This is a genomic window from Streptomyces sp. NPDC023573 (genome assembly GCF_055559735.1).
Window position 1 is genome coordinate 5,130 of sequence record NZ_JBVHKB010000014.1, and the last position, 25,762, is coordinate 30,891.

At 67.9% G+C, this 25,762-nt stretch carries 27 protein-coding genes; 10 read left to right on the forward strand and 17 right to left on the reverse strand.

Annotation, left to right across the window (positions count from 1 at the left end):
* The 3 genes from ACZ32T_RS32510 to ACZ32T_RS32520 form a co-directional block, all read left to right on the forward strand.
* Positions 1 to 999, forward strand: a 999-nt coding sequence (locus tag ACZ32T_RS32510) for a tetratricopeptide repeat protein (protein WP_467370754.1), incomplete at its 5' end; no start/stop codon positions are given.
* A gap of 234 nt (positions 1,000 to 1,233) precedes the next feature.
* Positions 1,234 to 2,382, forward strand: coding sequence for a ParA family protein (locus tag ACZ32T_RS32515; RefSeq protein ID WP_467370756.1), 1,149 nt, complete (start codon positions 1,234 to 1,236; stop codon positions 2,380 to 2,382).
* On the forward strand, positions 2,379 to 3,461 hold the full coding sequence (locus tag ACZ32T_RS32520; protein WP_467370758.1) for a ParB/RepB/Spo0J family partition protein: 1,083 nt from the start codon (positions 2,379 to 2,381) through the stop codon (positions 3,459 to 3,461). Before ACZ32T_RS32515 ends, ACZ32T_RS32520 begins: the two co-directional genes overlap by 4 nt.
* 174 nt (positions 3,462 to 3,635) lie before the next feature.
* Here ACZ32T_RS32520 and ACZ32T_RS32525 read toward each other — a convergent pair whose 3' ends face one another.
* The 13 genes from ACZ32T_RS32525 to ACZ32T_RS32585 all read right to left on the reverse strand — a co-directional run bounded on the left by ACZ32T_RS32525 (position 3,636) and on the right by ACZ32T_RS32585 (position 15,996).
* The gene (locus ACZ32T_RS32525) at positions 3,636 to 4,304 is read right to left on the reverse strand and encodes a hypothetical protein (protein ID WP_467370760.1); all 669 of its coding nucleotides are present in this window, start codon (positions 4,302 to 4,304) and stop codon (positions 3,636 to 3,638) included.
* Entirely contained in the window at positions 4,301 to 4,480 is a 180-nt protein-coding gene (locus ACZ32T_RS32530; RefSeq protein WP_467370762.1) for a hypothetical protein, read from the reverse strand. The genes ACZ32T_RS32525 and ACZ32T_RS32530 overlap by 4 nt, the downstream gene beginning before the upstream one ends.
* A gap of 445 nt (positions 4,481 to 4,925) precedes the next feature.
* The gene (locus ACZ32T_RS32535) at positions 4,926 to 7,139 is read right to left on the reverse strand and encodes a hypothetical protein (RefSeq protein ID WP_467370764.1); all 2,214 of its coding nucleotides are present in this window, start codon (positions 7,137 to 7,139) and stop codon (positions 4,926 to 4,928) included.
* Complete coding sequence (locus ACZ32T_RS32540; protein WP_467370766.1) at positions 7,139 to 8,209, reverse strand: hypothetical protein; 1,071 nt, start codon at positions 8,207 to 8,209, stop codon at positions 7,139 to 7,141. The genes ACZ32T_RS32535 and ACZ32T_RS32540 overlap by 1 nt, the downstream gene beginning before the upstream one ends.
* A gap of 77 nt (positions 8,210 to 8,286) precedes the next feature.
* Positions 8,287 to 9,576: a hypothetical protein gene (locus tag ACZ32T_RS32545; RefSeq protein WP_467370768.1), complete on the reverse strand. Its 1,290-nt coding sequence runs from the start codon at positions 9,574 to 9,576 to the stop codon at positions 8,287 to 8,289.
* 5 nt (positions 9,577 to 9,581) lie between these two features.
* Positions 9,582 to 9,857 carry a hypothetical protein gene (locus tag ACZ32T_RS32550; RefSeq protein WP_467370771.1) on the reverse strand — a complete coding sequence of 92 codons (276 nt, stop codon included), beginning with the start codon at positions 9,855 to 9,857 and terminating at the stop codon, positions 9,582 to 9,584.
* A gap of 1 nt (position 9,858) precedes the next feature.
* Complete coding sequence (locus ACZ32T_RS32555; RefSeq protein ID WP_467370774.1) at positions 9,859 to 10,857, reverse strand: bifunctional lytic transglycosylase/C40 family peptidase; 999 nt, start codon at positions 10,855 to 10,857, stop codon at positions 9,859 to 9,861.
* A 187-nt stretch (positions 10,858 to 11,044) separates the two neighbouring features.
* Positions 11,045 to 12,655 (reverse strand): FtsK/SpoIIIE domain-containing protein, encoded by a 1,611-nt coding sequence (locus ACZ32T_RS32560; protein ID WP_467370777.1) that lies wholly within the window; start codon positions 12,653 to 12,655, stop codon positions 11,045 to 11,047.
* A gap of 222 nt (positions 12,656 to 12,877) precedes the next feature.
* Positions 12,878 to 14,047, reverse strand: coding sequence for a hypothetical protein (locus ACZ32T_RS32565; RefSeq protein ID WP_467370779.1), 1,170 nt, complete (start codon positions 14,045 to 14,047; stop codon positions 12,878 to 12,880).
* Positions 14,048 to 14,152: 105 nt separating this feature from the next.
* Positions 14,153 to 14,899: a hypothetical protein gene (locus ACZ32T_RS32570; protein ID WP_467370782.1), complete on the reverse strand. Its 747-nt coding sequence runs from the start codon at positions 14,897 to 14,899 to the stop codon at positions 14,153 to 14,155.
* Between the two features lie 15 nt (positions 14,900 to 14,914).
* The gene (locus ACZ32T_RS32575; protein ID WP_467370784.1) at positions 14,915 to 15,115 is read right to left on the reverse strand and encodes a hypothetical protein; all 201 of its coding nucleotides are present in this window, start codon (positions 15,113 to 15,115) and stop codon (positions 14,915 to 14,917) included.
* 13 nt (positions 15,116 to 15,128) lie between these two features.
* Positions 15,129 to 15,293, reverse strand: coding sequence for a hypothetical protein (locus ACZ32T_RS32580; protein WP_467370787.1), 165 nt, complete (start codon positions 15,291 to 15,293; stop codon positions 15,129 to 15,131).
* A 184-nt stretch (positions 15,294 to 15,477) separates the two neighbouring features.
* Entirely contained in the window at positions 15,478 to 15,996 is a 519-nt protein-coding gene (locus tag ACZ32T_RS32585) for a hypothetical protein (protein ID WP_467370789.1), read from the reverse strand.
* Between the two features lie 686 nt (positions 15,997 to 16,682).
* Here ACZ32T_RS32585 and ACZ32T_RS32590 point away from each other — a divergent pair.
* The 3 genes from ACZ32T_RS32590 (at position 16,683) to ACZ32T_RS32600 (ending at position 19,209) form a co-directional block, all read left to right on the forward strand.
* Positions 16,683 to 17,435, forward strand: coding sequence for a GntR family transcriptional regulator (locus ACZ32T_RS32590; RefSeq protein ID WP_467370791.1), 753 nt, complete (start codon positions 16,683 to 16,685; stop codon positions 17,433 to 17,435).
* Between the two features lie 218 nt (positions 17,436 to 17,653).
* Positions 17,654 to 18,643 carry an AAA family ATPase gene (locus ACZ32T_RS32595; protein ID WP_467370793.1) on the forward strand — a complete coding sequence of 330 codons (990 nt, stop codon included), beginning with the start codon at positions 17,654 to 17,656 and terminating at the stop codon, positions 18,641 to 18,643.
* Entirely contained in the window at positions 18,640 to 19,209 is a 570-nt protein-coding gene (locus ACZ32T_RS32600) for a phosphotransferase-like protein (protein ID WP_467370795.1), read from the forward strand. The genes ACZ32T_RS32595 and ACZ32T_RS32600 overlap by 4 nt, the downstream gene beginning before the upstream one ends.
* A gap of 7 nt (positions 19,210 to 19,216) precedes the next feature.
* Here the strand turns inward: ACZ32T_RS32600 and ACZ32T_RS32605 are convergent, their stop codons facing one another.
* Positions 19,217 to 20,056, reverse strand: coding sequence for a DUF1932 domain-containing protein (locus ACZ32T_RS32605; RefSeq protein WP_467370797.1), 840 nt, complete (start codon positions 20,054 to 20,056; stop codon positions 19,217 to 19,219).
* Between the two features lie 4 nt (positions 20,057 to 20,060).
* On the reverse strand, positions 20,061 to 20,708 hold the full coding sequence (locus ACZ32T_RS32610) for an HAD family hydrolase (RefSeq protein WP_467370799.1): 648 nt from the start codon (positions 20,706 to 20,708) through the stop codon (positions 20,061 to 20,063).
* 520 nt (positions 20,709 to 21,228) lie between these two features.
* Here ACZ32T_RS32610 and ACZ32T_RS32615 point away from each other — a divergent pair.
* The 4 genes from ACZ32T_RS32615 (at position 21,229) to ACZ32T_RS32630 (ending at position 24,516) form a co-directional block, all read left to right on the forward strand.
* Complete coding sequence (locus ACZ32T_RS32615) at positions 21,229 to 22,980, forward strand: hypothetical protein (protein WP_467370802.1); 1,752 nt, start codon at positions 21,229 to 21,231, stop codon at positions 22,978 to 22,980.
* A gap of 383 nt (positions 22,981 to 23,363) precedes the next feature.
* On the forward strand, positions 23,364 to 23,873 hold the full coding sequence (locus ACZ32T_RS32620) for a transposase family protein (protein WP_467371117.1): 510 nt from the start codon (positions 23,364 to 23,366) through the stop codon (positions 23,871 to 23,873).
* The gene (locus ACZ32T_RS32625) at positions 23,780 to 23,983 is read left to right on the forward strand and encodes a hypothetical protein (RefSeq protein ID WP_467371119.1); all 204 of its coding nucleotides are present in this window, start codon (positions 23,780 to 23,782) and stop codon (positions 23,981 to 23,983) included. The genes ACZ32T_RS32620 and ACZ32T_RS32625 overlap by 94 nt, the downstream gene beginning before the upstream one ends.
* A complete protein-coding gene (locus tag ACZ32T_RS32630; RefSeq protein ID WP_467370804.1) occupies positions 23,980 to 24,516 on the forward strand; it encodes an ISL3 family transposase in 537 nt (178 codons plus the stop codon). Before ACZ32T_RS32625 ends, ACZ32T_RS32630 begins: the two co-directional genes overlap by 4 nt.
* An 8-nt stretch (positions 24,517 to 24,524) precedes the next feature.
* Here the strand turns inward: ACZ32T_RS32630 and ACZ32T_RS32635 are convergent, their stop codons facing one another.
* Both ACZ32T_RS32635 and ACZ32T_RS32640 read right to left on the reverse strand, forming a co-directional pair.
* Positions 24,525 to 24,800, reverse strand: coding sequence for a hypothetical protein (locus tag ACZ32T_RS32635; RefSeq protein ID WP_467273313.1), 276 nt, complete (start codon positions 24,798 to 24,800; stop codon positions 24,525 to 24,527).
* Between the two features lie 310 nt (positions 24,801 to 25,110).
* On the reverse strand, positions 25,111 to 25,677 hold the full coding sequence (locus tag ACZ32T_RS32640; protein WP_467370808.1) for a hypothetical protein: 567 nt from the start codon (positions 25,675 to 25,677) through the stop codon (positions 25,111 to 25,113).
* Positions 25,678 to 25,762 lie beyond the last annotated feature (85 nt).

Below are 25,762 nucleotides of genomic sequence, written 5' to 3' on the forward strand. Positions count from 1 at the left end.
GGTCGCTACGACCAGGCCATCACCGATTTCACCGCCGCACTCGAACTCAACCCCACCTACGCCTGGGCACTGAGCCAGCGCGGCGAAGCACACCGTGAGGCCGGTCGCTACGACCAGGCCATCACCGACCTCACCGCCGCACTCGAACTGGACCCCGCCTATGCCTGGGCACTCGGGTCTCGCGGGGAGGTACACCGGCAGGCCGGTCGCTACGACCAGGCCATCACCGATTTCACCGCCGCACTCGAACTCAACCCCACCTACGCCTGGGCACTGAGCCAGCGCGGCGAAGCACACCGGCAGGCCGGTCGCTACGACCAGGCCATCACCGACCTCACCGCCGCACTCGAACTCGATCCCACCTATGCCTGGGCACTGAGCCAGCGCGGCGAAGCACACCGGCAGGCCGGTCGCTACGACCAGGCCATCACCGACCTCACCGCCGCACTCGAACTCAACCCCACCTACGCCTGGGCACTCGGCACCCGCGGGCAAGCACACATGCAGGCGGGTCGCTACGACCAGGCCATCACCGACCTCACCGCCGCACTCGAACTCAACCCCACACTCGCCTGGGCCCTCGCCATCCGCAGCCAAGCACACCGGCAAGCCGGCCACCGCGAGATGGCGCAAATGGACGTGGAGCAGGCTGCCGAGGCGCACCCCGAAAATCTCTCCTGCATGTTTGAAAAGCTCATGCTCGAGACCGTGGAGGGGCGGCTTGAAGCATGTACGGAACAGTGGAGTCGGCTGTTCGCGTCCCCTGTCAGCCCACCAGACGAAGCTCACACCAGCTTCTTGTACCTCTTCCGGGTTCTGCTCATCGATCCGGAAAACCGGGTTGCAGAGGCAACTGAGGCGGTGCTCGCTACACACCCGGGACAAGGTGACATCGCAGATGTGCTCAGCTACCTGGATGAGCTCTCCGCGGTGGCAGACGGGGTGGGCAATCGTGCCCGGCAGTGCCACGACCTGATCGTTGGGTGCATCTCCGAATGAGCCACCATGCTTGAGCGGCTTCCACTGCTCGTACGACGGTGTTTCCGGCTGCGTCTCGGCGGGCCCGGGCCACACCCCGGCGCCAACGCGCGCAAGTTGTCCCCCGTTGGCCAGATAGGCCCTCTCTGGCTAGATCCAGCGGGAGACGGGCTGTGGTAGCAACGGACTGACAAACTCACCGAGCCCTGCCGCTTGCTGACCACGGATGCAGTCGACCTAGTAATGTTCGGCCCCATGGGCATCCCTACCCCAAGAGGGGAGCGAGAGAAGCTAATTACTGCTCTCACCCCTCAGCTGCGGCGACACCTGAAGATCCGCGCATTCGAGCACGGAATGGACATCCAGGACGCAACCGAGCACGCGATCAATACCTGGTACTCGACAGATGGCTTGCCGGAGATCAGGACCGAGGGCGCGAAGACGTGGGGGACGTTCCTCCCTGTCGGCGGGCCGGACAAGTTCAAGACTGCGTGCTCGGAGCGCGGTGTCACCTACGTGCAGGGCCTGGCGCAGGCCTTGACCCTGTGGCTCGACAACCACCCCTCTCCCAGCAGCCCGTTGGTGGCTCAGCCCGTGGTGCGGGTGATAGTGGCCAACCAGAAGGGCGGCGTCGGCAAGACGTTCATCTCCAGCGGCATGGCGCAGGCTCTGGCGGAAGCCGGGCATCGGGTTCTGATCGTCGACTACGACCCGCAGGGGCACCTCACCGCGGAGCTGGGCTTCGAGGAGGTGATGTACGAGGACGACGTCGAGACGCTCCTCATGCACATGGACGGGACAGCGAAGGGGCACATCGGTGACCTTCTCGTCGCTCTGGACCAGGAGCGCTTCGGTGAGCGTCTTCATCTTCTGCCGGCTTCCGATGACGCGTTCCTGCGTGACGTCGCGCTCTCCAAGGTCTCGTTCAGCGAAGCAGCGCTGGAGCGGGCGTTGGAGCCACTGGAGGCCGACTACGACGTCATCATCATCGACGGTCCGCCCAGTCTCGGTCTGAACATGGACACCGCCCTGTACTACGTGCGGCGGCGCGATGGAGAACTCGCCGACCGGTCCGGGGTGATCACGCCAGTGTGTGCCAACAAGGCGAGCCATCGTGCGTTCCGGCTGCTCAAGTCGCAGAAGGATGACCTGTGCCGTAAGGGCAGGATCCAGGTCGACTACCTCGGGCTGGTCGTCAACGCCTACGACAGCCGGCGCGGGAAGCTGGTCAAGGAGAACAAAGACCAGTGGGAGCTCAGCACGTCCCCCGCGGTCCTGGCCGTGATCGGCGACTTGAAGGAAGGACGCGAGGCTGCGGACGGCGAGATCCCGCTGCTGGAGTACGCCCCGAACAGCGAGCACGCTCAGGCGATGCGTGATCTGGCGAAGGAGCTGGCGGTATGAGCGACAGGCAGAAGAGGGTCACTCGCGGCTTCAGCATGGACGAGGACGGCCAGGACACGGGAAAGCCGGCTCCTCGCCGGGTCCGGACTCGCCAGCAGATCATCAACGGCGAGGGCAAGCGACCACCGGCGGCTGTCGCACTCGCGCAGCTCGCACACAATCCGTTCAACCCCCGCGACGAGCTCACCGAGCTCGAAGAGACGGCCGAGTCGCTCACCGCTCGGGGGCAGATCCAGCCCGTCGCCGTGGTGCGGCGAGCAGCGTTCCTGGCTACGCACGCTGGTCTTGAGGATCAGCTCGGGGAGGCGGAGTACGTCGTCATCGACGGCAACCGGCGTCTCGCGGCCGCTGGGATGGCTGGCCTGGCCGAGCTGCGGATCGATGTGAACGACGACCTCGCCGCGAGCGCTGCCGACATGCTGGAGGGAGCGCTGATCGCGAACATCCACCGGGTGGATGTGCCGCCGCTCGATCAAGCGAAGGCGATTCAGGAGCTGGTGGGCGTTCACGGCTCGCAAGGCAAGGTGGCCAAGCGCCTGGGGAAGACTCCCGCGTGGGTGTCGCAGCGCCTCGCGCTTCTGGAGCTCACACCCGAGCTCCAGGAGAAGGTGGAGGCAGGGGAGCTGAAGGTAGAGCCCGCTCGCCGTATCGGCCGACTGCCGAAGGCGCAGCAGGCCGCAGCAGCGGAGACCGTTAACGCCGTTAATACCCCGCGCCAGCGGACACCGCGACGGGCGCTGTCCGCGCGAGGCGGAGACGAAACCGTTAACGCCGTTAATACCTCCGAGGCGCAGGCCGCTGCGGCGGGTGCACCCGCGCCGACCGTTAACGCCGTTAATACCTCCCAGGCGCAGGCGCCCGCGGCGGGTGCGGCAGCGTCGACCGTTAACGCCGTTAATAGCGGGGGCCCGGAGCTCGCTCGGCCGCAGCTGGTGCTGGACGCGTCGGCGTCGCCCGCTGACGTGGTGGAGGCGCTCGCTGCCCATCTCTCCGCGACTGAGCTGGCGGCAGTCGCCGAGCTGCTCGTCGACCGAGTCGGTCACGAACAGAGTCGAGTGCCGCAAGCCTCAGGTGTGTGACGCGCCCTAACGCAAAAAAGCGGCCCCGTGCCCGGACTGAGGTCCGGGCAGCGGGGCCGCTTTTGTGGTCTGTCGGGCTTTCGTGGTGTGGCAGGGTGGCGGGCGGCCCGGGGTGGCCAGCTGGTTCGTGTGCCCGGAATCGGCGACGGAACGGACGCCCCGGGCACAGGTCTCTCAGGTGGTCTGCCTTGACACGGTGGCAGCCAGGAGCGTGACGGCGTCGGTCTCGTACGGGTCGGTGAACTGCTGGTGGTCGCTGACGTTGAACGGTCCCGGCCGCGCGCAGACCCTGAATCCGGGGCGGACGGTGGTCGCCCGTCCTTCCAGTGCGGCGTCGATCCGGTCCGCGTCCCAGGAAGCATCCTGCGCCTGGGTGTACGGGCCGAACCGGAGCAGGGTGAAGCCCTGCCGGGGGTCGGCTCGCCGGGCTTCGACGTACACGGCGTAGTGCGCGGGCTCCATACCGACGTCGTCGGGAAGGTCCAGGCCGGCCGCGGCGTGGGTGAGCAGCGCGTAGGACGGGTGCCACAGACCGAGGATCTTCGTCGTTTCGCAGCGCAGCCAGCCGAGTTGCCGGGAGCGGGGGCCGTAGGGGGTGTACTGGCGGCCGGGGTGCTGGAGGGCGACAGCGATGATGTCGCCGTGGTCGTCGCCAGGCCGGGTGTGCGCGCGCTCGATGAACGGGCCGACCCGGACGGCGATGTCGTGGGCATAGCCGGGCTTCCAGGGGTCGGGGTGGCGCAGGGCGGCGAGCATCGCGCGGAACGCGTCGACGGCGGCCTGGTCCTCGTCGGCGAGGGACCCGGGTGCGGTGGCGCAGCGGCGGAACAGGTTGCGGATCATCGGGCGGTCTCCTGGTTTCGGGTGGCGGTGCGGGGGCGGGGGGTGTGCTGGGCGCGCAGCAGCAGCTGGCGGTTGCGGCGCTGCTGGGCGGGTGTGAGCGAGCGGGGGCGGGGGCCGGTGCGGTGCCAGAGCGGCGAGGCCGGCGGCTCGGGGTAGGCACGGGCGGGCGTGGGCATACTGGAAGCCCCTTCTCGGCTCTGACACGGGATGGAACAGCCCGGGAGCGCCATGTCCGTGGCGGTCCCGGGAGCCTTTGCGCGGGGTGGGTCAGGCGGCCAGGCGGTGACCGCTCAGAGGCGCGGGCGCGGTGTAGCTCCACGCGGAATCCGCGGCTGAGTGCCCCGGGTGCGGTGTGGGCGCTTCCGCATCACCGGCTCCACGGGTGGGGGAGCCGGGCGGGCGAGTGCGGGTAGCGGGGGCCGGGGCGCTGCGGGCGGGGCCGACCGATCCGGCGACGAGGGCATGACGAAAGCACAGGAGTCCTCCAGCAGGGGTGATGGTGGGCAGTGCTGCGCCCCGTCACGGTGTCCGTGACGGGGCGCGGGGTGTGTCAGATGGCCAGGCAGCCAGGCCGGTCCTCGACAGCTGTGTCAGCGGTCGAGGACCGGGCAGGCCAACAGGTCAGTCGCCGAACTTGAATTCCTTGCCGGTCTTGGCGTCGTAGGCCGTGCCGGTGACGGGGGAGAGGCGGATCTCACGGGAGTCGGCCCGGGCGCCCTTCTTCCATGTCGCGCCACCGATCGCCACCCGGACCGTCACATCGGCACGAGGATCCTTGACCGGCAGAACGATTTCGGGCGCTTCGACATCGAGTCGGCCTTCAACGCGCTCACTGAAAGCGCTTTTCTGAGCGACGTCGATGCGCAGGTACTGGGCGACCACCTCAGCCGGCGCTTGCAGACTCACGACGACGCGCTTCTTGTCATCGGTCCAATCTGCCCTCAAGTCGGCAAGAGCACCGTCGATGAGAACTGGTGCGCGCGCCTCACCCTCGTACGGAGGGGCGGCAGCGGCTGCGGCGGCTTTCTCCGCGCGCTGCTCGTTCACCTCTCGCTGCTTCGCCTCACCTCCGGGGTTGTCCCAAACGAACGCGATGCCGAGGGACAGCGCCACGATGACCGCCGCGGCCGGCCACAACCGTCGCAATGTGTCCGGGGTCGGGTTGTCGTCAGCCATCGACGTGGACTGCTGGGGGTCGGGGTGCGGAGTGGGGGTGATGTCGTGGGCTGACCCTGCCCACATGTCGTCTTTGCCCATGCGGGCGACGGTAGCGCGCAGCTGTACCGCACGTTCAGGACTTCCGCACAGATCAGCCACCTGGGCGCGTGTGGATAGCCAGGCAACGGCCTGGTCGGAGTTGATGCCGTGAGCGGCAATGTCCTCCCGCTCCCCGAGGGCCGCGAGGTCCGCAGCCTCGGCGCAGCGTCCCTCCCTTGCGGCCTGCAGGGCCCTGTCATGCCAGCCATCCACGACATTCGGCGGCATCTCCCAGAACCATCCGCCCTCGTCCTCCTCTCCCTCTTCTCCCTCGGGGGTGGGTGTAGCAGGCGTCGGTGTGGTGTCGCTCTCCTCGTGGCCCTGGTCCTCGTGCTCCCGGTCCTCGTCCTCGTCGAGGTCGTCAACGAGGAGGGTCTCCTGCTCGACTGCCGCGCCTTGCCGCGCCATGCGGCGGCGTCCGGAGGTGTCCGTCAGCCGCGCTTCTTCCTCGCTGATCACGGTCTCGATGATGTCGACGTAATCAGGGCCGACCTTCCACACAGCCTGCCCCGGCCCGAGCGTCGGAATGTGGTCGATGGCCCAACGCGGCAAGCCCAGCAGCGCGCCGACCTCTTCGGCTTCCTTCGGTCCCAGGCGACCGACGTGGAAGACCTCAACCAGCTTGGCCAGGTCCTTTGCCTTGCCGTCTCCGAGGTCGGAGAGCGTGTGCATCACGGCGTCAACGGACAGGGCGTCCTTGCGGGAGTTCTTCAGGAGCCGCTGGATCAGTTCGCTGGTCGCGGGGGACAGCAGGATCTGCCATGCCTCCTCCAGGACGATGTGCCGGTGCACGGCGGTCGACTGGGGCAACCACACGTGCTCCACCCAGCACGTCACCGCAGCCATCAGCGACGGGATGGCCGGGGAGTTGCGGTCAAGGCGCGTGAAGTCGAACGAGATGATCGGCAGGTCGGTGGGGGGCAGGTCGGCGTCCTGGCCGTCGAAGAGCCCGCGGAGGGACCCTTGGGTGTAGCGGGACAGGGCGATCGCGGCCTTTCGTCCCCAGACGGCGAGTTCGGCCGTCGGCCACTGGCCGTCTTCCGGATGGGTCAGGGCGTCCACGAGACCGCCCAGCGAGGTGGCCTTGGGACTGTTCATCGCGTGCTGGAGAGCGTACGCCGCCTCGGTTGCCAAGGCGTCCGGCTCCACAGCGACGATCAGTTGCCGGATCAGCTGCTCGCGTACCGGGTACGGAAAGAGCGGTGAGCACGGGTTGAGGGTGAACTTGCTGGCGTCGATGACGAGGCCGCCCAGATGCCGGGTGATCGCCGCCCACTCACCGACGTGTTCACCGCCGGTCTGGTTCCTCTCTCCCCAGGTGTCGATGACGACGGCCTGGTGCCCGTTGGGGACCTCTCGGCCGATCCTGATCTTCGCCGTCGTGGACTTGCCGGAGCCGAGACCGCCCAGCGCGACGCTGTTCGTCGAGGGGAGCGCCCTCTCATCGGTGAGGACCGGGGAGAGTCGAAAGGGCCGGCTGTCCAGCAGGGACCGCCCGAGCAGAATGCCGGGGAAATCGGCGCCGGAGGCGACCAAAGGGGCAGTGATCGCGGCGTGGGTGGAGGGCAGACGGATCATTAGAGGATCGCCCCTTTCCGTGTGGAGGCTCCGTGCGGGGTGGTCATGACGTGGGCGCGGTGCTGCTGGCCGGGCAGCCAGTCCAGGCGGATGCGGCGCCGGTCGGCCGTGAGACCGACCTCCCAGCGGGCATCGGTGACGGCTTCCGGGCTGTCGCCCCACACCGTCAGGTAGGCGTCGATGTCCACGAGCGTCGCGCCCTGCACCAGCGCGCCCTGTGTGCTGCCGCTGGCGAGTTCGTGCGACTCGGCCTGAATCTGGTCGGTGAGGACGGCCTCACCGATCGCCTTCTGATACTTCGCCGACCGGCGGGACTGGCCCAGTGGCAAGGGCCGGTAGAGCACCGCGATCGAGCGGTCCTGTGTCTGCCCGAGGAGCAGTTTGGGCATGAGGTCGCCGTCCGTCTCGGCCGGCCAGGAGGTGATCCGCGCGGTCGCCGCGTAGCGGCCGTCCTCCAGCTCGATCCAGCCGGAGCCCCGACCGACCACATCGAGAACCGGTTCCGGGTCGAGGGGCGTCAGGTCACCGAGGGCCGCGAGCTCCGCTTCCAGGGTGTCGACGACGCGGGCCGGGGCCAGGCCCTTGGGAACGTGGACGGAGATCGTCTGCGTGTGCTCGGTGGTCGCGCGTACATCGGCGTGATGCGTGACGTGGACCTGAATCCCCGCAGTACGCGCCTGACTCCCAGCGAAGACCAGGGCCCGCGAGAACGCGTCGTGAAACTGTGCCCGCCGGTAGGCGTCCTGCATGGTGCCGTGCTGCGGATACAGCGCCCATGTCCGGGTGGTCCCGGGCGGGGTGGTCATGGCGTCGGGCGCGGTGCGCTCGCGGACTCGCCGGTATCCGACAGCGGCCCATCGGGCAATCGAGCGGGGGCCGGGTGCCACGTTGAGCAGTGCGCCCGCCGCGCCGACCGCGCCGAACGCCCACACCGGCAGTGCCGTGGTGACCATGCCCGACAGCAACGCCGCGCTGCCGACCCCGACGTTCGCCTTGGTGAGCATCGTTTCCATGGGGCTGAGTCCGCGCTGGAGGGCGGGAATGCGGTAGCCGGGGGTCAGGGAGTACACGGGGAAGTCCTCTCAAGAATGGGGCGGGCCGCGACGCTCGCCGTGGCGAGCGTCGCGGCCCAGATCGCCAGCCGGTGCTACGGGCGACGCGGCTGGTTGGGCGGGGCCGCCGGAGGCGGGGTGGCGGCCGGTGACCGACCCGCCGGAGGCGGGACCACTGGCCCCGGCTGCCGGGGCTGGCGGGGCTGCGGATTCACCGGCCCCTGCTGATTGGCCGTGCGTGCCTGGCGGCGCGCTTCGGTCAGCCGGGCATGCCGTTCCGCGCCCTCGTTCACCTGCTTGATGGTGGAAGCGGTGGTCAGCCGTCCCGGCCGGGGCCGGTGCGGGACTCCGTATGCGGCGTAGAGCACTCCGCGGTCCTGGTGCACCGCCCGGCCCGGGGTCGGGACCGTGCGTACTCCGCGCGGGCCGTTCTCCTGCTCGTACACGTCCGGGACACCCGCCCGCACGACCGCCCGCGCAAGCGGGTTGGACGTGCGGCTCTCCACCATGCTCCGGGCCGCGCCCGCGATCCTCGGGCCGACGTACGGGACACCGTGGAAGATCATGCGGAGCATCAGGGCACAGACAGCGAGCAACAGCACCGTGTCCAGGACGAGCGACTCCTTGGTGAGTGGGATGAACGGGGTGACGAGCAGGAGCACCATCGGGGTGAAGAGCAGCCCGAGCAACCGATTGAGCCAGGCCCGGACAGCGGTGGTGTCACCGCCGCGAGCGAGCGAGGCCAGCACCAGCGGCGCCGCGCACACGAACGCCAGGGTGCCGAGCTGCCTGGCCACGAACACGAGGCCGGCGAACGCCAGGAGCACGACCAGTGCGGAGATGATCAGCAGTTGCGCCAATGGATTCCCCGCGTCGCCCCCCTCCTCCAAGTGAGCCTGGATCGAACCGAACAGGGTGCTCTCGTTGGCGTTGAACGCGGCCGTGAACGCACGGCTCACAGCCTCGTTCAATTTCATGACAACCGCCGGAACCGCTGCCATCCCGGCGATAGCAACGAGCGTCCATCCTGTCGACGCGCCCATCTGCCTGAGCCGAGGCAGGCCCTGCCATGCGGTCAGGGCGCACATCACGACGACGCAGATGAAGATCGCGATGGCGATGTGCTCCCCCAACCAGACGAACGGCTCGTAAGACCAGTCTTTGGGCGCCACAGGTGCTGACAGCTTCTTAGGGGCGACCAGCTCGCTGACGGTGTCGCAGAGCCCCTTGGCGAGATCCTTGACCAGTTGGGATGCCGTGCCGGTGACCCCGCCGTCCGGCGGGATGAGGTTGTCGTCCGGGGCGGTGGTGCCGTCGTCGAGGCTGCGATCGCAGAACTCCCGGGCCTGGCCCTTGATCTGGTCGCAGGGGTTGGTGTCCGGCATTTCGATCAGCTCTTCGGGTTCGTCACGGTAGAGAACAAGCTGTCGCCGTACATCGCGAGGATGACCGCGACGAACAGCGCGCCGACCGCCAGGCCGCCCTTCCGCATGGCCGTCTTGGGGTCGTTGCCGAGTTTGAGGAACATGGTGATCGCGATGATGATGATTGCTGCGGGAATTGCCTTGGTGACGAGGCCGCTGCCGGTAAGAGCGATGGTCTTGAAGAAGTCGGTGAAGCCGGAGGACATGTCGATTGCCTCGGCGAGAGTGGTGAACTTACGCATTTCAGATCTCCTTGGAAGGTACGGGGCGTGCGACGGAATACAGGTCGGACATCATGTCCATCGGGTCATACCGAACGTTGGCGCCGGGGCGGGGTGCGTTGATGATCCAGCCGCCCCCGGCATAGATTCCGACGTGGTGAATGCTGGCGGCGCTTGATCCGTAGAAGACCAGATCGCCGGGGCGCATTTGGCCGGGCTTTACGGGCTCGGATGCCGCGTATTGTGCGGCTGCCGTGCGAGGCAGGGAGATTCCTGCCTGTGCGTAGGCGTAAAGGGCGAGCCCTGAGCAGTCGAATCCGGTAATGCTTGATCCGGATCGACCGTTGGGGGAGCAGCAGCCGCCTTTTGATGCGCCGTTGGCGTTTCCGCCACCCCACGAGTAGGGGGTTCCGAGTTGGCTTTTCGCGGCGTTGACTGCGGTGGTGCCCTGTGTGGTGGTGGCGGTTTTGCCGCCGCCGGGCTTTTTGGCTGCTGCGTTGATTGTTTTTACGTAGTTCTGTGTCTCCTCGATAGCGGGTACTCCACCAGCGGCGATCACCCGGGGGCTCCCGGCGTTGTACGCAGCGAGGATATTTGATTGTTTGTCGCCGGGAACGTTCTTGACTTCTTCGGCGAGGGTGCAGAGGTGTTTTCCTGCTGAGGGGATGGCGTCCTCGGGGTCCCACACGTCTCGCTTGCCGTCGTTGTTGGCGTCGATCCCTTCGGATTCCCACGTGGACGGCATGAATTGGGCAATTCCCTGCGCGCCTTGGTCTGACCGCGCTTTGGGGTTGAATCCGGATTCCTGTTTGATGAGCGCGGCCAGCAGGTTTGGGCTGACGTCGGGGCAGGTATTTCCTGCCTCCTCGATCAGCGACCGGTATTCGGCGGGTACGGACATGCCGAGTGCCGACCCGAGGCCACTGCCGGCGGATCCGGCGCCGGTAGCTTGCACGAGTGCGCCGACGACGACGGCCGCGGTGGCTCCTACGCCGATCGTGACGGCTGAGGTGGCTCGCAACGCGATTTCCCTCCTTCCTGGTGATCTGGGTGTTTTTGCAGGTCAGAACCGACATGCTGACCGCCCAGGCACCGTCATGGAGCCTGCGGGCACCGACATGGCACCGTCATGCCGCTGTGGCGTATGACGGTGCCCATGACGGTGCAAACCGCCTCCATGACGGTGGCGATGACGGTGCCCGTGACGGTCACGAAGCGGACGTTGCGGCGGTCACGAGGTCGGCCAGCTTGTAGCCGCGTCCCTTCGCTGTCCTGCCTGCTGACGGAACACCGAGCATTTCCTTGACCTGCTTACCGGCTTCTGCCGGGTCGGTTTCCGTGACTCCGAGAGCGGCTGCTAGTTCAGCGGTGAGCATGAAGTCCACTCCGCTGCTGCGCATCAGCTCGATTGCTTTCTTGAGTGGCGACTCCGGGAGCGCTTTTTCTCGTCCGGCAATCGCCTCGTCGACCGTGCGCCAGATGAACTCATCGGCGAACCAGAATCCACGGATGAGAGCGGATGTGCCGCCCGCGAAGAGAACTGCCTGGCCTGGAATTTTCGGGTCGAGCAGTGCGGGGTGGATCGGGGCGACTGTTTCGAAATACGAGTCGCCGAGCGCCACCTTTGCTGTGCCCTTCGCTGCGACGTAGAGGCACAGCCGGTAGAGGAACTGATCACGCACCTTGACCGGAATTGCGTCATTGGAAGGACGCTGGGTCATCATGATGGTGGAGATTCCGGACTCCAGGGATTTGGAGACCAGCTTTCGCGACTTGTCCTCGTTCTGACGAACGGTTTCCTGTGAGTCCTTACTTCCGTTGTCGACGTAGAAGTCGGCAGCTTCATCGATGATGAAGAAAACCGGCTTGAATACGGGTGCGGGCTGCCGGTTCCGCTTGGCTTCCTGCATTTTCGTGTATCGGTCGTCCACGCGGGCATTCAGCTCATCGAGCATGCTCCCGAGGACGGCCGGATCATCGGATGCCTCGTACCGGACAGCGACTTTCTGGAACTCGGTGAGTCCGCAGAGTTTCCCGTCGAGGAGGTACAGGTCGAAATCACCGTATGCGATGAGCAGGCAGGTGATGATTCCGTTGACCAGTGTGGTTTTTCCGGTCTGCGTCATTCCTCCGACGAGCAGCGATGCCTTGTCGAATGTCGGGACGCCGACCAGTTTTCCGGTCACGTCGTGCCCCATCGGCACCCCGGAGAATGCGGCGATTTCCTGCCGGGTCGGCGCGGGGAACGGGCGACTGAACGGCGGTTCCTTCAGCACCAGGAGGCCCACCTGCCGTTCACTTTTCCGGCTGGTATCCATTTTCAGATGGAGCCGGGTAACGCCGAACATCGAGGCGATGGAGCCGAGCTGCTTGCCTACGTCCTCGGATGTGCGTCCCGGGGGGAGGAGGAATTTGTAGAGGGTGCCGACGTCGAGCTGCTTGACGGTGACGTCCTCGTCCAGGATCACCTCGTCCTTCCCGATGGCCCCGGCCCGTGACAGCGCGGTGGTGAGCGCCGTGTGGACAGGGCCTGTCTGCTCCGCTTCCAGGCCGGTGCCGAGCGCTTCCTGCGTAAGGGCCGCCGCGGGCTGCTGCTTGCCTGCCAGGTAGCGCTGGAGGCGGGTGCGGATCTGCCAGGCCAGGTAGCCGAGTGCGACGAGCGCCCCGACCACGACGACGGCGGTGGCTGGCCAGGAAAGCCCCAGCTTGTCTTTGATCGCGGCGAGGATGCCGGCCGCGATACACAGACCCCCGATGGCCCCGGCCAGTTGCCCGTACAGGTCCTCTTCGGCCTCGGCCTTCGTCTTCTTCTTGGACACGTCCCCCTCTTTCGATCATGTGCGTGGGTGGGTGGCATGGCGGCTGCGCGCCGGGTCTGCTGCCCTGTCTCTGCGAACGCGTAGTCCGCTCACCAGGTCACTCGCCGGGTCTGCGCCGTCTCGACTGCGTGCGTTTTCCGGCAGTCGCGAAGAAGTCCGGCCCGCAGCACGCGGGCCGGACATCATCGGTGGTGCCGGACCACGGTCCGGATGTGTGAGGGGTCAGGCGCCCGCGTCCTCGGGCTGCTCCTCGTCCTCGGTCTGCTCGGCTCCCCCGTCCCTGTCGACCTGAGGGCCGGCGGCTTCCTCTTCCTTCTCCATCAGCTCGGCCCAGGCGCGGCGTACGCGCCGCTCCGACCCGACGAAGCCCAAGTCGCGGAATTCGTCGCGGGCCTGGCGGTAGGACTGCGGCGGGTCATCGACGTACCGCAGGTGCCGCAGCGCGACATCCAGCTGACCGTCACTCAGCGGCTCGCCGGGCTCCGGGACCGGCACACCGGCCACGGTCGCGAGCTCGGCAAGCGCGGCGGCACGTGCCGCCCGCTCCTCGGGTGTGCCGCCGGGTGTGACGGTCGGCTCCTCGGGTGTGTCGCCGGGTGTGCCGGTTCCGGCCGCAGGGTCGCTGACCTGCGTGCCTCCGGTCAGGGCGAGTGTGCCGCCTACTGTGCCGGGCAGGGCGGGGGCGGTCGGCTCCCACTCCCCCAGCACCGGCAGACGGATCGCCGCGACCGACGCGGGAAGCGGCTTCTCCGCGATGGCCGTCTCCGTGGCCACGGCCTGGGTGTGCAGCTTCTCGCTCATGGTCTGCTGCGCCTTGAGCACGGACACGCGGTAGGCCGTCTCGGCCTCCGCAACCTGAGTCTCCAGCGTGGTCGCGAGCCCCAGCATTTCGATCCGGTGCGCGGCCTCCGCCTCCATCTCCTCCAGGCGGTCGGCGACGGCCTGGCGCTTGACGGCGAGCTCACCCCGCGTCGTCTCCGATACAGGCCGCCCGAGTGAGGGAAGCGCCCACCACCACGCGCCCTTGGTCGCGATGATCGCGACCGGGGTGATGACCACGGCCAGGTCGAGGGAGGCGCCGCCCCGGGCGGCCAGGATCAGGTGCGCGGTGGGGATCGCCGCGTTGATGAGAGTCAGTGCCAGCCCTGCCGACTGGACCCTCCGGGCGCGGCGCTTGTTGTTGCCGGCCAGGATCTCCGTCGCCTGGAAAATCACCCACAGGGCATCCAGCGCGGCCACGGTCGGCACGGCCCATCCGCCGAACTTCGATTCCAGGATGTCGTAGGTGACGGCCACCGACAGGATGGCCACGGCCAGAGTGATCACACTCAGACCGGCGAGCACTGCCCCGCGCGGCTGGCGCAGGCGCTCCGGGATGTCAGGCATTCCCATGTCTGTTCCTTCCTTCGTGCGGGCTCAGCGCGCCAGCAGTACGGCGATGAGGACGATGAACGGGCTGCCCATGCCGAGCAGATAGACGAAACGCATGTCGGCCTCTCAGTCGCAGTTCGAGGTGGTGTCGGAACGCCGCCGGGTCGTGCTGTGCATCTGGTCGACCTGCGCGAGCCGCTCACGCTGCGCCTTGATCTGCTGTTCGGCCCAGCCTCGTACCGGGGTGCAGCCCCACTGTTTGGTGTAGGAGATGACCAGGTCGATGTGCCAGTCGGAGATGTCCAGCCCGATCTCTGTGGCGGCTACGGTCGCCAGGGGCAGCTCCTCGTCGTACCCGGCGACGGTGACCTGTTCGTCGGCGAGCTGCGCGAGCTGGTAGGCGATGACGTCCCACGCGTCCGCGGCGGCCTGCGCCGCACGCTCCGCGTCGACCAGGCGCAGGAGCTGCGCGCGCCATCGAGTGTCGTCCGTCTCCCAGAACGCGGCGAAGGTGTCGCTGAGGTGACGTTCAGCGGCGCGCCATGCCGTCCACAGGGGCGCTGCGCTGCGCAGGGCGGGGACGGCGTCGCGGCGCAGCCGTGCGTGGGACCACAGGATGCGCGCCGACTCGTACTGCTCGCGGAGGCCTGACCGCTGGTCGGGCGTCAGTCCCTTGTCGTCGTACAGGGCAAGGGGTGTCTGCGGTTCGGGCTCGTCGCCGGTGAAGGCGGTGAAGTAGTAGACGGTGACGCTGGGATAGGGGCCCGGTTCGGTCCGCAGGAACTTCGGGTGGTCGTAGGTCTGCGTGGGTGGTGCCTGTGCCGGCAGGCCGGAGGAGTCGAGGTGGCGGGACAGGGCGATGGTGCCGGTCATGGGGTCTCCCTGAAGTCAGTTGGTGCGGTGCGGGTGCGTGCCGGTGGCGAGGCGCTCGGCGGCGATGGCCGCCCACGTTGTGCGGTGGTCCTCGATGTCGGCGACCGCGAGTGAGGCGCGGCGCTCCGCGGTCGAGGGGCTGTGCGCGTGGTCCGCGTCGAAGAGCGGGTCGTCCTCGGCCGAGACGCCCGGCCGGGTGCTGTGGCTGTCGGTCATGAGGTCCTCGGGGTCAGGAGCGGCGGGTGAGGTAGGCGTCCTGGAGGCGGGCGAACCGCTCCGCGAGCGGTTCGCCGGTCTTGCAGAGGGCGCCGTGCTGGCAGGTGGTGCAGCCCGTGCGGTGGGCGCGCCAGGTGGTGGCGGCGTCCATGTAGCGGGCGTGCAGGTCGTCGGCCATCGGGGGTGGTGCCTCTCGGTGGTGCGGGGGTGGGTGTCGGCGACGGGGTGGCCCGCGTCCCACGCCCTGGCGGCCGCCGTTGCGGCGGCCGCGAGCAGGGCGAGGGCAATGGGGTGGGCCAGGCCGAAGAGGGTGACCGCCCGCGCCGCGAGGTGCTGCGCGGCGCGGGCGGCAGGTATGAGGGTCAGGGCTGGCGCCGCTCGGGAGCGGTGGAGTGCGGCCGAGCGGGTGCCGGGGGCGGCTCGGTGCGGCCGTCCCGCTCGTGCGGGGTCGGCTCCATCGGCAGTGCACCCTGGAGCTGCTTGCAGGCGGGGCAGGTCCAGCCGGTGAAGCCGAACCACTGGGAGCACACGTCGCACTGCAACTGACCGCTGCTCTCGGCGGGAGCCGGGGCAACGCCGCAGCGGCACGACCAGTAGCCGCAGAGCGGGCAGGCGTCGTCTGCCGACTGGAAGTGCAGCGGGCGGGTGAGGAGGAGGACCGGCTGACGCTTGTAGCCGGGGTCCATCTCGGCGAGGGTGCGCCGTGCCTGGCGGCCGGCGGATCGGGCGCGGTCGTCGCCGTCGACGACCAGGTGGTCGACGAGTCGGCGGAACGCGGTGTCGGTCTCGTCGCGCTCGAATCCGCGGCCGTTGTCGTCCTCGGTCATGTCGTCGGCGAGCCCGGCGCGGGGGGCGCCCAGGGTCGATGCGAAGCTAGTCATGCGCTGTTCCCCTTTGTGGAGGGTGATGGCGAAGACGAACCCCCGGGGGCCTAAGCCCGGGGGTTCGTCGTGTTCGGGGCCCTGCTGGCCCCCCGCGAGTCGCCGTCCCGCACCGGAGTGCGGGACGGCGGCCACGGGTAGCGCAGGGCTACATGGAGTCGAACTGTGGTCTCTTCCACCACATGTGCTCGCCTTGTGTGCTGGAGGGAGGCGAGGTTCCCTCAGTCCCGACGCGGGCTCTCTCCTCCGGCTGGACCGGGCACCGAAGAGTCCTGGAGTTGCGCGTCGTTTCTTTTGCGTCGCGAGGGTGCCCACCCTCCGCACGTGTGCGTGTGGGCTACCACCACCAGTGGTGATGGCGCCTCGCGACGGATCTCCACTCACCTCCCCGGCCGGTGTGCTCATGGCCGGTACTGCGGTGGTGGATCGCTCTGTGGAGTTCTCAAGTTGGGCCGAAGATCCGACCCGCAGACGCTTCCTTCACCTGATCCGTTTTCACGGGGGCTTCCGGGCGCACTCACCTCGTTAGCGAGGTTCGATGTGGCTAGTAGACCCGAGCACGTTAACGATGTCAAGAACTACGTTAACGAGGTATGGTTTGCGGGACGACGCCGGCAGCCGCAGCACCCGCAGCGGTTCCTCAGTAGCCCGCAGCCGTACGATCGCTAGCGAGGTAGGGAGAGGACATGGCAAGCGAAACGGGCACTCAGCGGCCCAAATACCAGCGGATCGCCGACGACCTGAAGGCGGCCATCGAGACAGGCGAGTACGGGCCGGGTGATCGACTGCCAGGAGAGAGCGCGCTGGCGGCGCGGTACGACGTCGCCACCCTCACCGCCCGCCAGGCGTTGAAGATCCTCCGGACCGAAGGGCTCGTGGAAACGAAGAGGGGAGCCGGAGCTCGCGTCATCTCGTTTCGCCCGATCCGGCGCCACGGCATCCAGCGTCTGAACCATCAGCAGTGGGGTTCCGGCAAAACCATCTGGTCCGCCGACGAGGAGCGACCCGTGACGATCGACGTCCGAGTCGACACAGTGGCAGCCCCGGCCCACATCGCCCACATGCTGGACCTGAGCGACGAGGAAGCCGTATGTGCGCGATCGCGCCGCTTCGTACTGGCTGACCGACCGGTCATGCTCGCCACCTCGTACCTGCCACTGGCGCTCGTAGACGGCACGGCAATCATGCGCGTGGACACTGGCGACGGCGGAACCTACGCACGCCTCACGGAACTCGGCTACGCCCCTGCCCATTTCCGGGAGGAAATTCGATGCCGGCTCCCTCTCGCTGCGGAAGCCGAATCGCTCGGCATGCCCCTTGAACGACCTGTCGTCAAGGTGTGCCGCACCGCCTACGACGCAAGTCACCGGGCGGTCGAGGTGAACGAGATGACCATGGACAGCGCTGCTTACATCCTGGAATACGCGTTCGACGCATAAGCCCTTCATGGGCCCCCTCCTGACTGGTCGTCGTGTGGGGCCCATCACACCGAAAGGGTCGAAGAAGAGCCATCACAGCGGCTTGTCGAAACCCATACGCATCTTCATTCACACGTTTTCAACATCCGCTTACACATGGGTTTTTAGCCCTGAGCCCTAGGCTCACGGCCATGATGACTACGGGAGACATAGTGGTAGGAAAACACCGGGCAGGATGGATGCCGGATCGTCTGCGGGAGCAACGGGAGGCTCACGGCCTGACGCTGGAAAGGGCTGGTGAGCGACTGCGCGAGGTCGCTGAACAGGCCAAATTGAAAGGCATCCCGGCCGCGAACCCTCAGACCCTGTGGCAGCACGAGCAGGGAGAGGTCTTCCCGGGCCCTCACTATCGGCGCGCTTACTGTCTCCTCTACCGAGCCACTGAGCCTGATCTCGGATTCCGCGCGGCCCTGCCGGGCGAGGAATCTTCCTTCAAGCTCACGCCAATGGACGACCGTCTCAACGGCGCGCATGTCCTGGCTGTTGAGCGGGCAATTCACCGCATCGCGCCAGGCTCAGGCGAGGCCGACCACTTCGACTTGCAGCAGCGCATCATCGACGCGTGGAAGCGCCGGCACACCGGGGGCGACCCGCACCGCCCTGTCCTTCTGCTCGTCGGCGGTTTCGCCGGTAGCGGTAAGACGGAACTTGCTCGGTTCTTCGTTCAACTCACCGGTTGGCCGCTACTCGATAAGGACCCGCTCACCCGGCCGCTCGTGGAGCGGCTCTTGGTCGCGCTGGGTGGCGATGCCAACGATCGTCACACAGAGGTCTACCGGGAGAAGGTCCGCCCGGTGGAATACGACTGCCTGATGCAGTCGGCCATGGCCAACATCAAGTGCGGCATTTCGACGGTGTTGACTGCGCCGTTCATCGCGGAGATGACCGATCCAGCCTGGATGCAGCGCCTGGCCAATCGCGCGTCAGCCATGGGCGTTGACGTCTTCCCAGTGTGGGTGCAGTGCGACGAAGAGTCGATGCGCGAGTACATCGGTTTTCGCTCAGCAGCCCGTGATGCCTGGAAGCTCAACCGGTGGGACGAGTACATGGCCACGATCGACCTGGAGCTGCGCCCGGCAGTGCCGCACCTGGTCGTGGACAACCGGCTCGGCACTGCGGTGACGCTCGCGGACCAGGCCAGGCAGGCGATGGGGGCGATGTACGCGTGACAAACAGTCAGGGCGTGATCCTTTACGGCCCGCCGGCGTCGGGCAAGGACACTGTCACCGCTGCACTCACGCGGCTGGACGCGAAGTACGCGCAGTTCGCGCGGCTTAAGGTCGGGACGGGCAAGTCGCTCGGCTACCGGATGGGCAGTGCGGAGCAGCTGCGCGAACTAGAGGCCGCGGGCGACGTCGTGTACGCGAACAGCCGCTACGGCAACACGTACGCGATTGACCGGCCGGGCCTGGACAACGCGTTCGCGGCCGGGGTGCCCGTGGCGCACCTCGGGCAAATCGACGGCATCCGAGCGCTGGTCGACGGATACCCGGCCGACTGGTCGGTGGTGCTGCTGTGGTGCCCGCGCGAGGCGACCGAGCAGCGGTCGGCGGGACGGGGAGACAGCGACACCGTTGCGCGCCTGGCGGCGTGGGACGCGACCCGCGAGGACCTGGACGCGCACCCGGGTATGGCCTGGGACCTGACCGTGGACACCACGGCGGCGGCTCCGCAGGACGCGGCGCTGCTCATCGACCAGCTGCTGGCGCAGCGGGCGGGAGCGGCGTCGGCATGAGCGCGGGTCACGGCTGGGCGAGTCGGTCCAGGGCGTCGGTGAGCGTCAGCTCACTGTCGTCCTTGGCGTCGTTCCACCGTGCCAGCGTGGACGCGGTCGCGCGCAGCATCTCCGGTGGAAGGCCAGCGGCCGCGAGGGCGTCGGCGGCTTCCTCGAGTTCCGGCCCCCAGCGCCAGGCACGCGCGGCGGTCTTGGCCACGTACTGCGGCTCGGCCAGGTACGAGTCGGTGCGCTTCGAGGCGACCTCGATGAGCGCCTGGTCGACGCCGTGCTCGCGCGCCATTCCGACCGCGAGTGCCACCAGCACCCGGCTTGTCTTCTGGAATGCGGCGTACGACAGCTTCAGCGCGGACGCCTTCCCGACCTCCGTGCCCAGCACCGCCGCGTGCACGGCGGTGCCCGCGAACAGCCCCTCGATGCGAGCGGTCGCGCTGACCGGGCCGGACAGGTACAAGGTCGGCGTCTTGCCGCCGACCGGCGGTGAGCCGACGACGCCGCCGTCCACGACGGTCGCGGCTGGCCCGAGCAGGGTGGCGATCCGCTGCGTCCGCACGGGGTTGATGGCATTGGCCTCCACGTACACCCCTGCGAAGCTGTGTCCGGCAACCTCGTGGGCCAGGTCCTCGGCAGCGGCCGGCGGGCAGAGGCTGATCACGATGTCGCTGCGCTCCAACAGCTCGGCCATCGTGGCCACGGGCGACAGCTCGGACCGGTCGGCGCGTGCCGTGGTCGCGGCGCTGCGCCCGGTCTCGCACCACAGGACCTTGGACGCGTTGGTCGCGGCGCAGGCCGCGACTGCGGCGCCCATGCTGCCCGGGTGGAGGATGCCGACGATCGGCTGGTCCACGGTGCTACTCCGTCTCGTTGAGCAGGATGGTGATGGCGTCAGTGATGTCGTTGACGACGTGGTGCGCGGCGGGCAGTGCGTCGGGCCAGGGTCGGCCGCGCAGCCAGATGGTGCGCAGACCGGCCTGGCGGCCGCCGCCGATGTCTCCGGCAGGGTTGTCGCCGATCATCCATCCGCCGTCCGCGAGGCTGACGCCACACCGGGTGGCCGCGAGTTCGAAGAGGCGCCGGTCCGGTTTGCGGATCTCCAGATCGCCCGAGACCGCGACGCCGTCGACCATGTCGGCAAGGCCGGTTGCGGCGAGCTTGGCGCGCTGGATGTCTGTAGCCCCGTTGGTGACGACGCCGATCGTCCAGGTGGCCTCGCGCAGGCGGGCCAGGCCGTCGAGGACCCCGGGACGGCAGGTGACGGCGGCCGACATGAGGCTGACGTAGTCCTGCCACAGGTCCGCGGCCGGCGTCTCCAGTGCGAAGGTGTCCCGCAGGCGGATGAAGTCGTTGATGTTCGCGCGGTCGGCCAGTTCCTTGGCCAGCCACGGGGCAGCGGCGGGGGGCAGGACGTGAGTGCGGCAGAGGCCGGTCACGGCATCGCTGAGCGCCGAATCCCGGTCGACCAGCGTGCCGTCGAGATCGAAATACGCGAGGCGAGACACGGTCCTTGACCCTACCGGCGGTCAACGCGCCCGTCGGCGCGCCTCCAAATCATCCAGCGCATACCTGATACGGATTACACATATGTCCAGCACAGAGCAGCATCTACGAGTCACCGTGGCAGCCCTGATGTACGCGACAGGGGAGGACCAACGCACGCTGGGGGCGGGGCTGAGGCTCAGTCAGGCCCAGATTAGCCGCAAGCAGTCCGGGCAGGCGTCATGGTCTCTCGATGACGTAGATCGCCTGTCAGTTCATTATGGAATCTCGGTGCTGGATTTGTTTTCCGGGGTCGATCACGCCGTGTCGCGCCTGCCGGTTCATCGACGGGCCTCGGTCATTGGAGGCGTGCAAACAGTTCTCACTGAATAGCCATCGACAGCAACTCTCCGAAAACAAAATGCCCGCCGTAATTCCATTGGGACGGCAATCCCTCAGGCGGCGGGCGACCCGCAACAGGTCTCTCCCCAGTGTACTCACGCTCTTCGCGATGCACCCCGGGACAAATGGGAAGGAAGCCGGATGTCCGGCAGCACGAAGAGTCACCCGACCACCACGGAAGACGGTCAGCCCGTGGAGCTCCACCCGCCAGTGGATGACGACGGCTGGTACGCATCGCAGGTTCGTGACTGGGTGTCGGTGTCCCCGGAGCTGAGTGATTCCGCGATTCGGCTGTACCTGATCATGCGCGCGCTGGTGATCGACAAGCGCGGGCCGGTACGCAAGCTCACGCTGTGGGAACTGTGCCACCTGCTCCCCGCCAAGCCGGTGGGGTCGGGCGAAAGGCCGGCGCCGTCGAGCGTTTCTCGCGTCCGAGGGCTGTTGCGCCAGCTCACGCTGATCGGACTCGTGACGACGCCGGAGGGGCACCGGCTCACGACGTCGTCGCGGGCGCTGGCGGCGGGGCGGGGCCTGCGGATCCGTATCAACCTGATGCCGGTCAAGGGCTACCAGGGCCCGCGCAACGTGTTCGACGCCCTTGATGACGTACGAGGCGAGGCCGAGCAGTCCGCCCAGCGCGCTCGGGCCCGGGAGCTGAAGTTGGCGGCCGAGAAGCGGGCACAGAGGGCTGCGGAGGCAGCGGGTCAGATTTCTGACCCGCCCGCCCCGGGTCAGAAATCTAGCCCGCTGGGTCAGATTTTTGACCCGTCTGGTCAGAAATCTGACCCGTATTCGGGCGGTGACCTGCAAGATCGCGTTCCCCCGCTCAGTCCCCCCGCTCAGTTCTCCCGCTCAGACGTGCCATCAACCTCCGTCCGTCCCTCCGTGCAGGTAGAAGACGCGCAAGACGGACGGATGGACGGACGGGGCGGCGGCATCGAGCAGGACCAGGAGCACGAGCCGGAACAGGCCGGTGCGAGCGCGGCGGCGGCTGACGCCGCGCCGGAAGACAAAGCGGCAGCAAGGGCGGGGGGTGCTTCCGTGAGTGGCTCGGTGCAGGCCGTGGACGCCTCGCCAGGCGTAGCTCTGCTCACCGCGTGGGCGGGAGAGTCTCCGGCGGTGGCAGCCGCTCTTGTGCAGGGAAACTTCCTGCGGGACCAGGGCCTGACCGTGACAGGGCTGCTGGAACTGGGCTGGCAGCAGGCGATGGTTCGCCAAGTGGTCCTGATGCCCATGCCCGCCACGGTGGAACGCACCGAGAGCGCAGTTATCGCGGGACGGCTCCGCAAGCTGGCGGGGCTGCCCGTGCCCCCCGCTCCGTCCGGCATCGCACCCGCGATTTCGGGTGTTCCGCAGCAGGCGCCGGCCCCGACGTATGGCCGGGAAGACCAAAGCAGGCACTGGGAGGACGCACCCACGCCTACGCCGCCAAGTTGGACCGAGCTCCAGGAGCAGCAGGACCAGCTGCGGCGCGGCGTCGACCGCAACCGTTGGTGCGAGGGCGACGACAAGCTGTGCCCCACGCTGGCCGTGGTCGGCGAGACGCTGTGCGCAGCGCACCTCGGGTGGCCGCAGTGCCCCGGCGTCAGCGGTCCATGCAGCCGCCGCACCCGCGACGGCGAGCGGTGCGCTACCTGCCAGGAGCAGGCGTTCCATGTCCGGGTGGCGGAGGCCCTGCCCGTCGGTGAGACCGAGGAAGGCACCTGTCCCGGCCACAGCAGTCCCTGCGGCGGGAGGGTGGTCGTCGGCGGAGGCGGCCTCTGCCGACGGTGCCGCGTGGCCTCCCAGCAGGATCGGGACAGGCTGGAGCAGGAGTGGCGGGCGAGCGTAGCGGAGGCGGTAGCTGCGGCTGAGGCGGCAGAGGCCCCAGAAGAGGCCCCTGTGCCGTCCTGAGGTGTCGCGGGCCGCTTTGGTCCCCGGGGGGGTCCGGGGTCGTTTCATGGCGCTACAGGGCGCGTGTGTGCCCTCGCGGGTTGTTCTGGCACTCCAGAACAACCCGGTTCACCTGGTGCTACCGCCACTTGGCTTTGTCCACGAGAGCGGGTTCTGGCTCACTTTCCGTGGAGCATGCACGCTGCGTGACGGTTGTCGGATGAGGGTGCCCTGGGGAAGTTGCCCGGAACTGGCCCGTACCGGGTGCGGTGTGGCTGACAGTTCGGCTCGTGGAAGAAGTGGTGCTCCGGCTGCAGGAGTTGCTGTTCCCGTCGATAACCGACGTGGTGGTGCTGTCCGTGGCCGTGAACGACGAGGCGGTTCACATCGAGGCACGAAGCACGGTGGCTGGGGCCATCTGTCCCGGATGCGGGGTCTGGTCACGACGGATTCACGGCTCCTACCTGCGGTTTCCCACTGATGTGCCCAGCGGAGGCAGACGGGTCGCGCTCTGTTTGCGCGTCCGCAGGCTCCTCTGCCCCGTCATCTCGTGCCGGCGGCGGACCTTCGCCGAACAGTTGCCGGGCTTGACTCGTCGGTACGGCCGACGGACCGAGCGCCTGCGGTCGACGCTGGCCGCGGTGGGCCTCGCGCTCGCTGGCCGGGCCGGTGCCCGCCTGGCGCGCGTCTTCGGCGTGTCCGTGAGCCACAGCACAGTGCTCAGGCTGGTCAAGGCGTTGCCGACCCCGAAGTTCCAGCCCTGCGGGTGGTCGGCGTCGATGAGTACGCGACCCGCAAGGGGCGCCACTACGGGACCGTTCTGGTCGACGTCGAAAGTCGGCGTCCAGTGGACCTGCTGCCCGACCGGGAGACTTCCAGCCTGGCCGCTTGGCTCGCGAAACAGCCCGGGGTAGGTGGTCTGTCGCGATCGGGCGCCGTTCTTGTCGAAGGTGCCACGGCCGGGGCACCACAGGCGGTGCAGGTCGCGGACAGGAATCGACGCCTTCAAGCCCTACCTGGATGACCGCTGGAGCCAGGGCTGCACGAACGCCTGGAGGGTGTGGGGAAGAGTTCGTGCCGCTCGGCTATCAGGGCAGCTACCAGCGGGTTCGCGCCTATTTCCGGGAGAAGCGGCTCTCGCCAGGCCCCGTCACGGCTCGGCCACCGTCACCCCGGGTCGTCGCTGGATGGACCCTCCGCCGACCGGAGACCCTCACCGAGACGGAGCACCTTCGGCTCAAGGCCGTTCTGGTCCACTGCCCTGAACTGGACGCCCTCACCGGCCACGTCCGCTCCTTCGGCCAGATGCTCACCGAGCGCCAGGGCGAACGGCTGCCGCAGTGGCTCGATGCCGTCCGGCAAGATGACCTCCCCGGCCTCCATATCCTCGCCGCAGGCATCGACCGCGACCGCGATGCAGTCATCGCCGGCCTCACCCTGCCCTGGAGCTCAGGCGTCGTCGAAGGCCACGTCAACCGGATCAAGATGCTCAAACGCCAGATGTTCGGCCGGGCCGGCTTCCATCTTCTCCGCAAGCGCGTCCTGCTCTACTCGTGATGCACAGGTCAGACCGCATCATCAAGGAGCCCGAAGCCTTCCGGAAACCCTTCCAGGAACTCCCGGCGTGCGGGATCGGACTCGGCTTCGGCCATCGTCCCGAGCAGACCGATCAGTTCGCTCCGTTGCTCGCTCGCCAGCTTGCTGACCAGGTGGGCGACACCCTCCAGCACCTTGACGGCGTCGTCCGGATCCATCTGCTCGTCTTCACTGCCCTCGATGAACCACAGGACGTCAACCAAGGCCGCGGCCAGGGCGTGAGTCAGAGACGAGTACACGGGCATGAAGGCGGTCTCCCAGCAGGTCCAGCAGCAGAGTCCGGCCATCCCACCACACACCACTGACATCACACTCAGTCAGCCCTCCACGGAAAGTGAGCCAGAACCTTCTCGGGTTCTGGCTCAAGTTCTGTGATGTGAGCGGCACGCCGGTCCCTGGACGGAACCGTGTCCGGCGTTTCGCAGGTCAAACCCCTGGAGCAGGCTCCTGGAGGAGGCACTCGCTCTCCGAACCACAGAAGTTGAGCCAGAGCCCCTTCTCGTGGACAGAGCCACTGTTTCCTGTTGAGCAGTGCGAACACGCTCGCCAGGCGCTCTACAGGTGCAGGTCGCGGTGGGCAGCTCGCAGCACGATGCCCCTCACCTGCTGTGAAGGGCGCTGCTGCTCTCCGTGGAGTGCGTTAAGGATCACGATGCCGGCGGTCAGCGCGGGAATCGCCCACTGCACGAGGGCCAGGTGCTTCTGCGCCTGTGCAACATCGACAGGGTGCTTGGCAGCCTTCTCCATGTCATCGGGGTTCGGCGAACTGGCGAGATCGACTTTCTTGCCGAGCACACCGGCGTAGGCGGTGGCGGCCAGAGCGGCGCCGGTCAGTACTGTCTTTGCCACTGTCGAACCCGCGACGCCCTTCTGATTCTGGACGCGGGCACGGTTGGCTGCGAGCAGCCCCGTGCCCCCGATCAAATGGGCCCCGATGGCCAGGGCATTAACGGGCGCCCACTTGGCCCAGCCTGCACTGGCGATCCGCGCGGTCGCGGCTTCGGTCGTGCCCTCCTGCTCGGCGGCGCCGTTCAGACCGACGGCGCCCATGAGGGAGCCACCGAACCAGGCTCCCAGGCCTACGTCGTGCATGCTGCGCAGGACGGTATTACGTTCCGACATGCTGAATCCTCGTTCCGGCAGACTGTGGACAGCGCTGTGCGCGCACCCTGCGAGGCTCCGTCACTGAGCACGGGGATGCGACCTA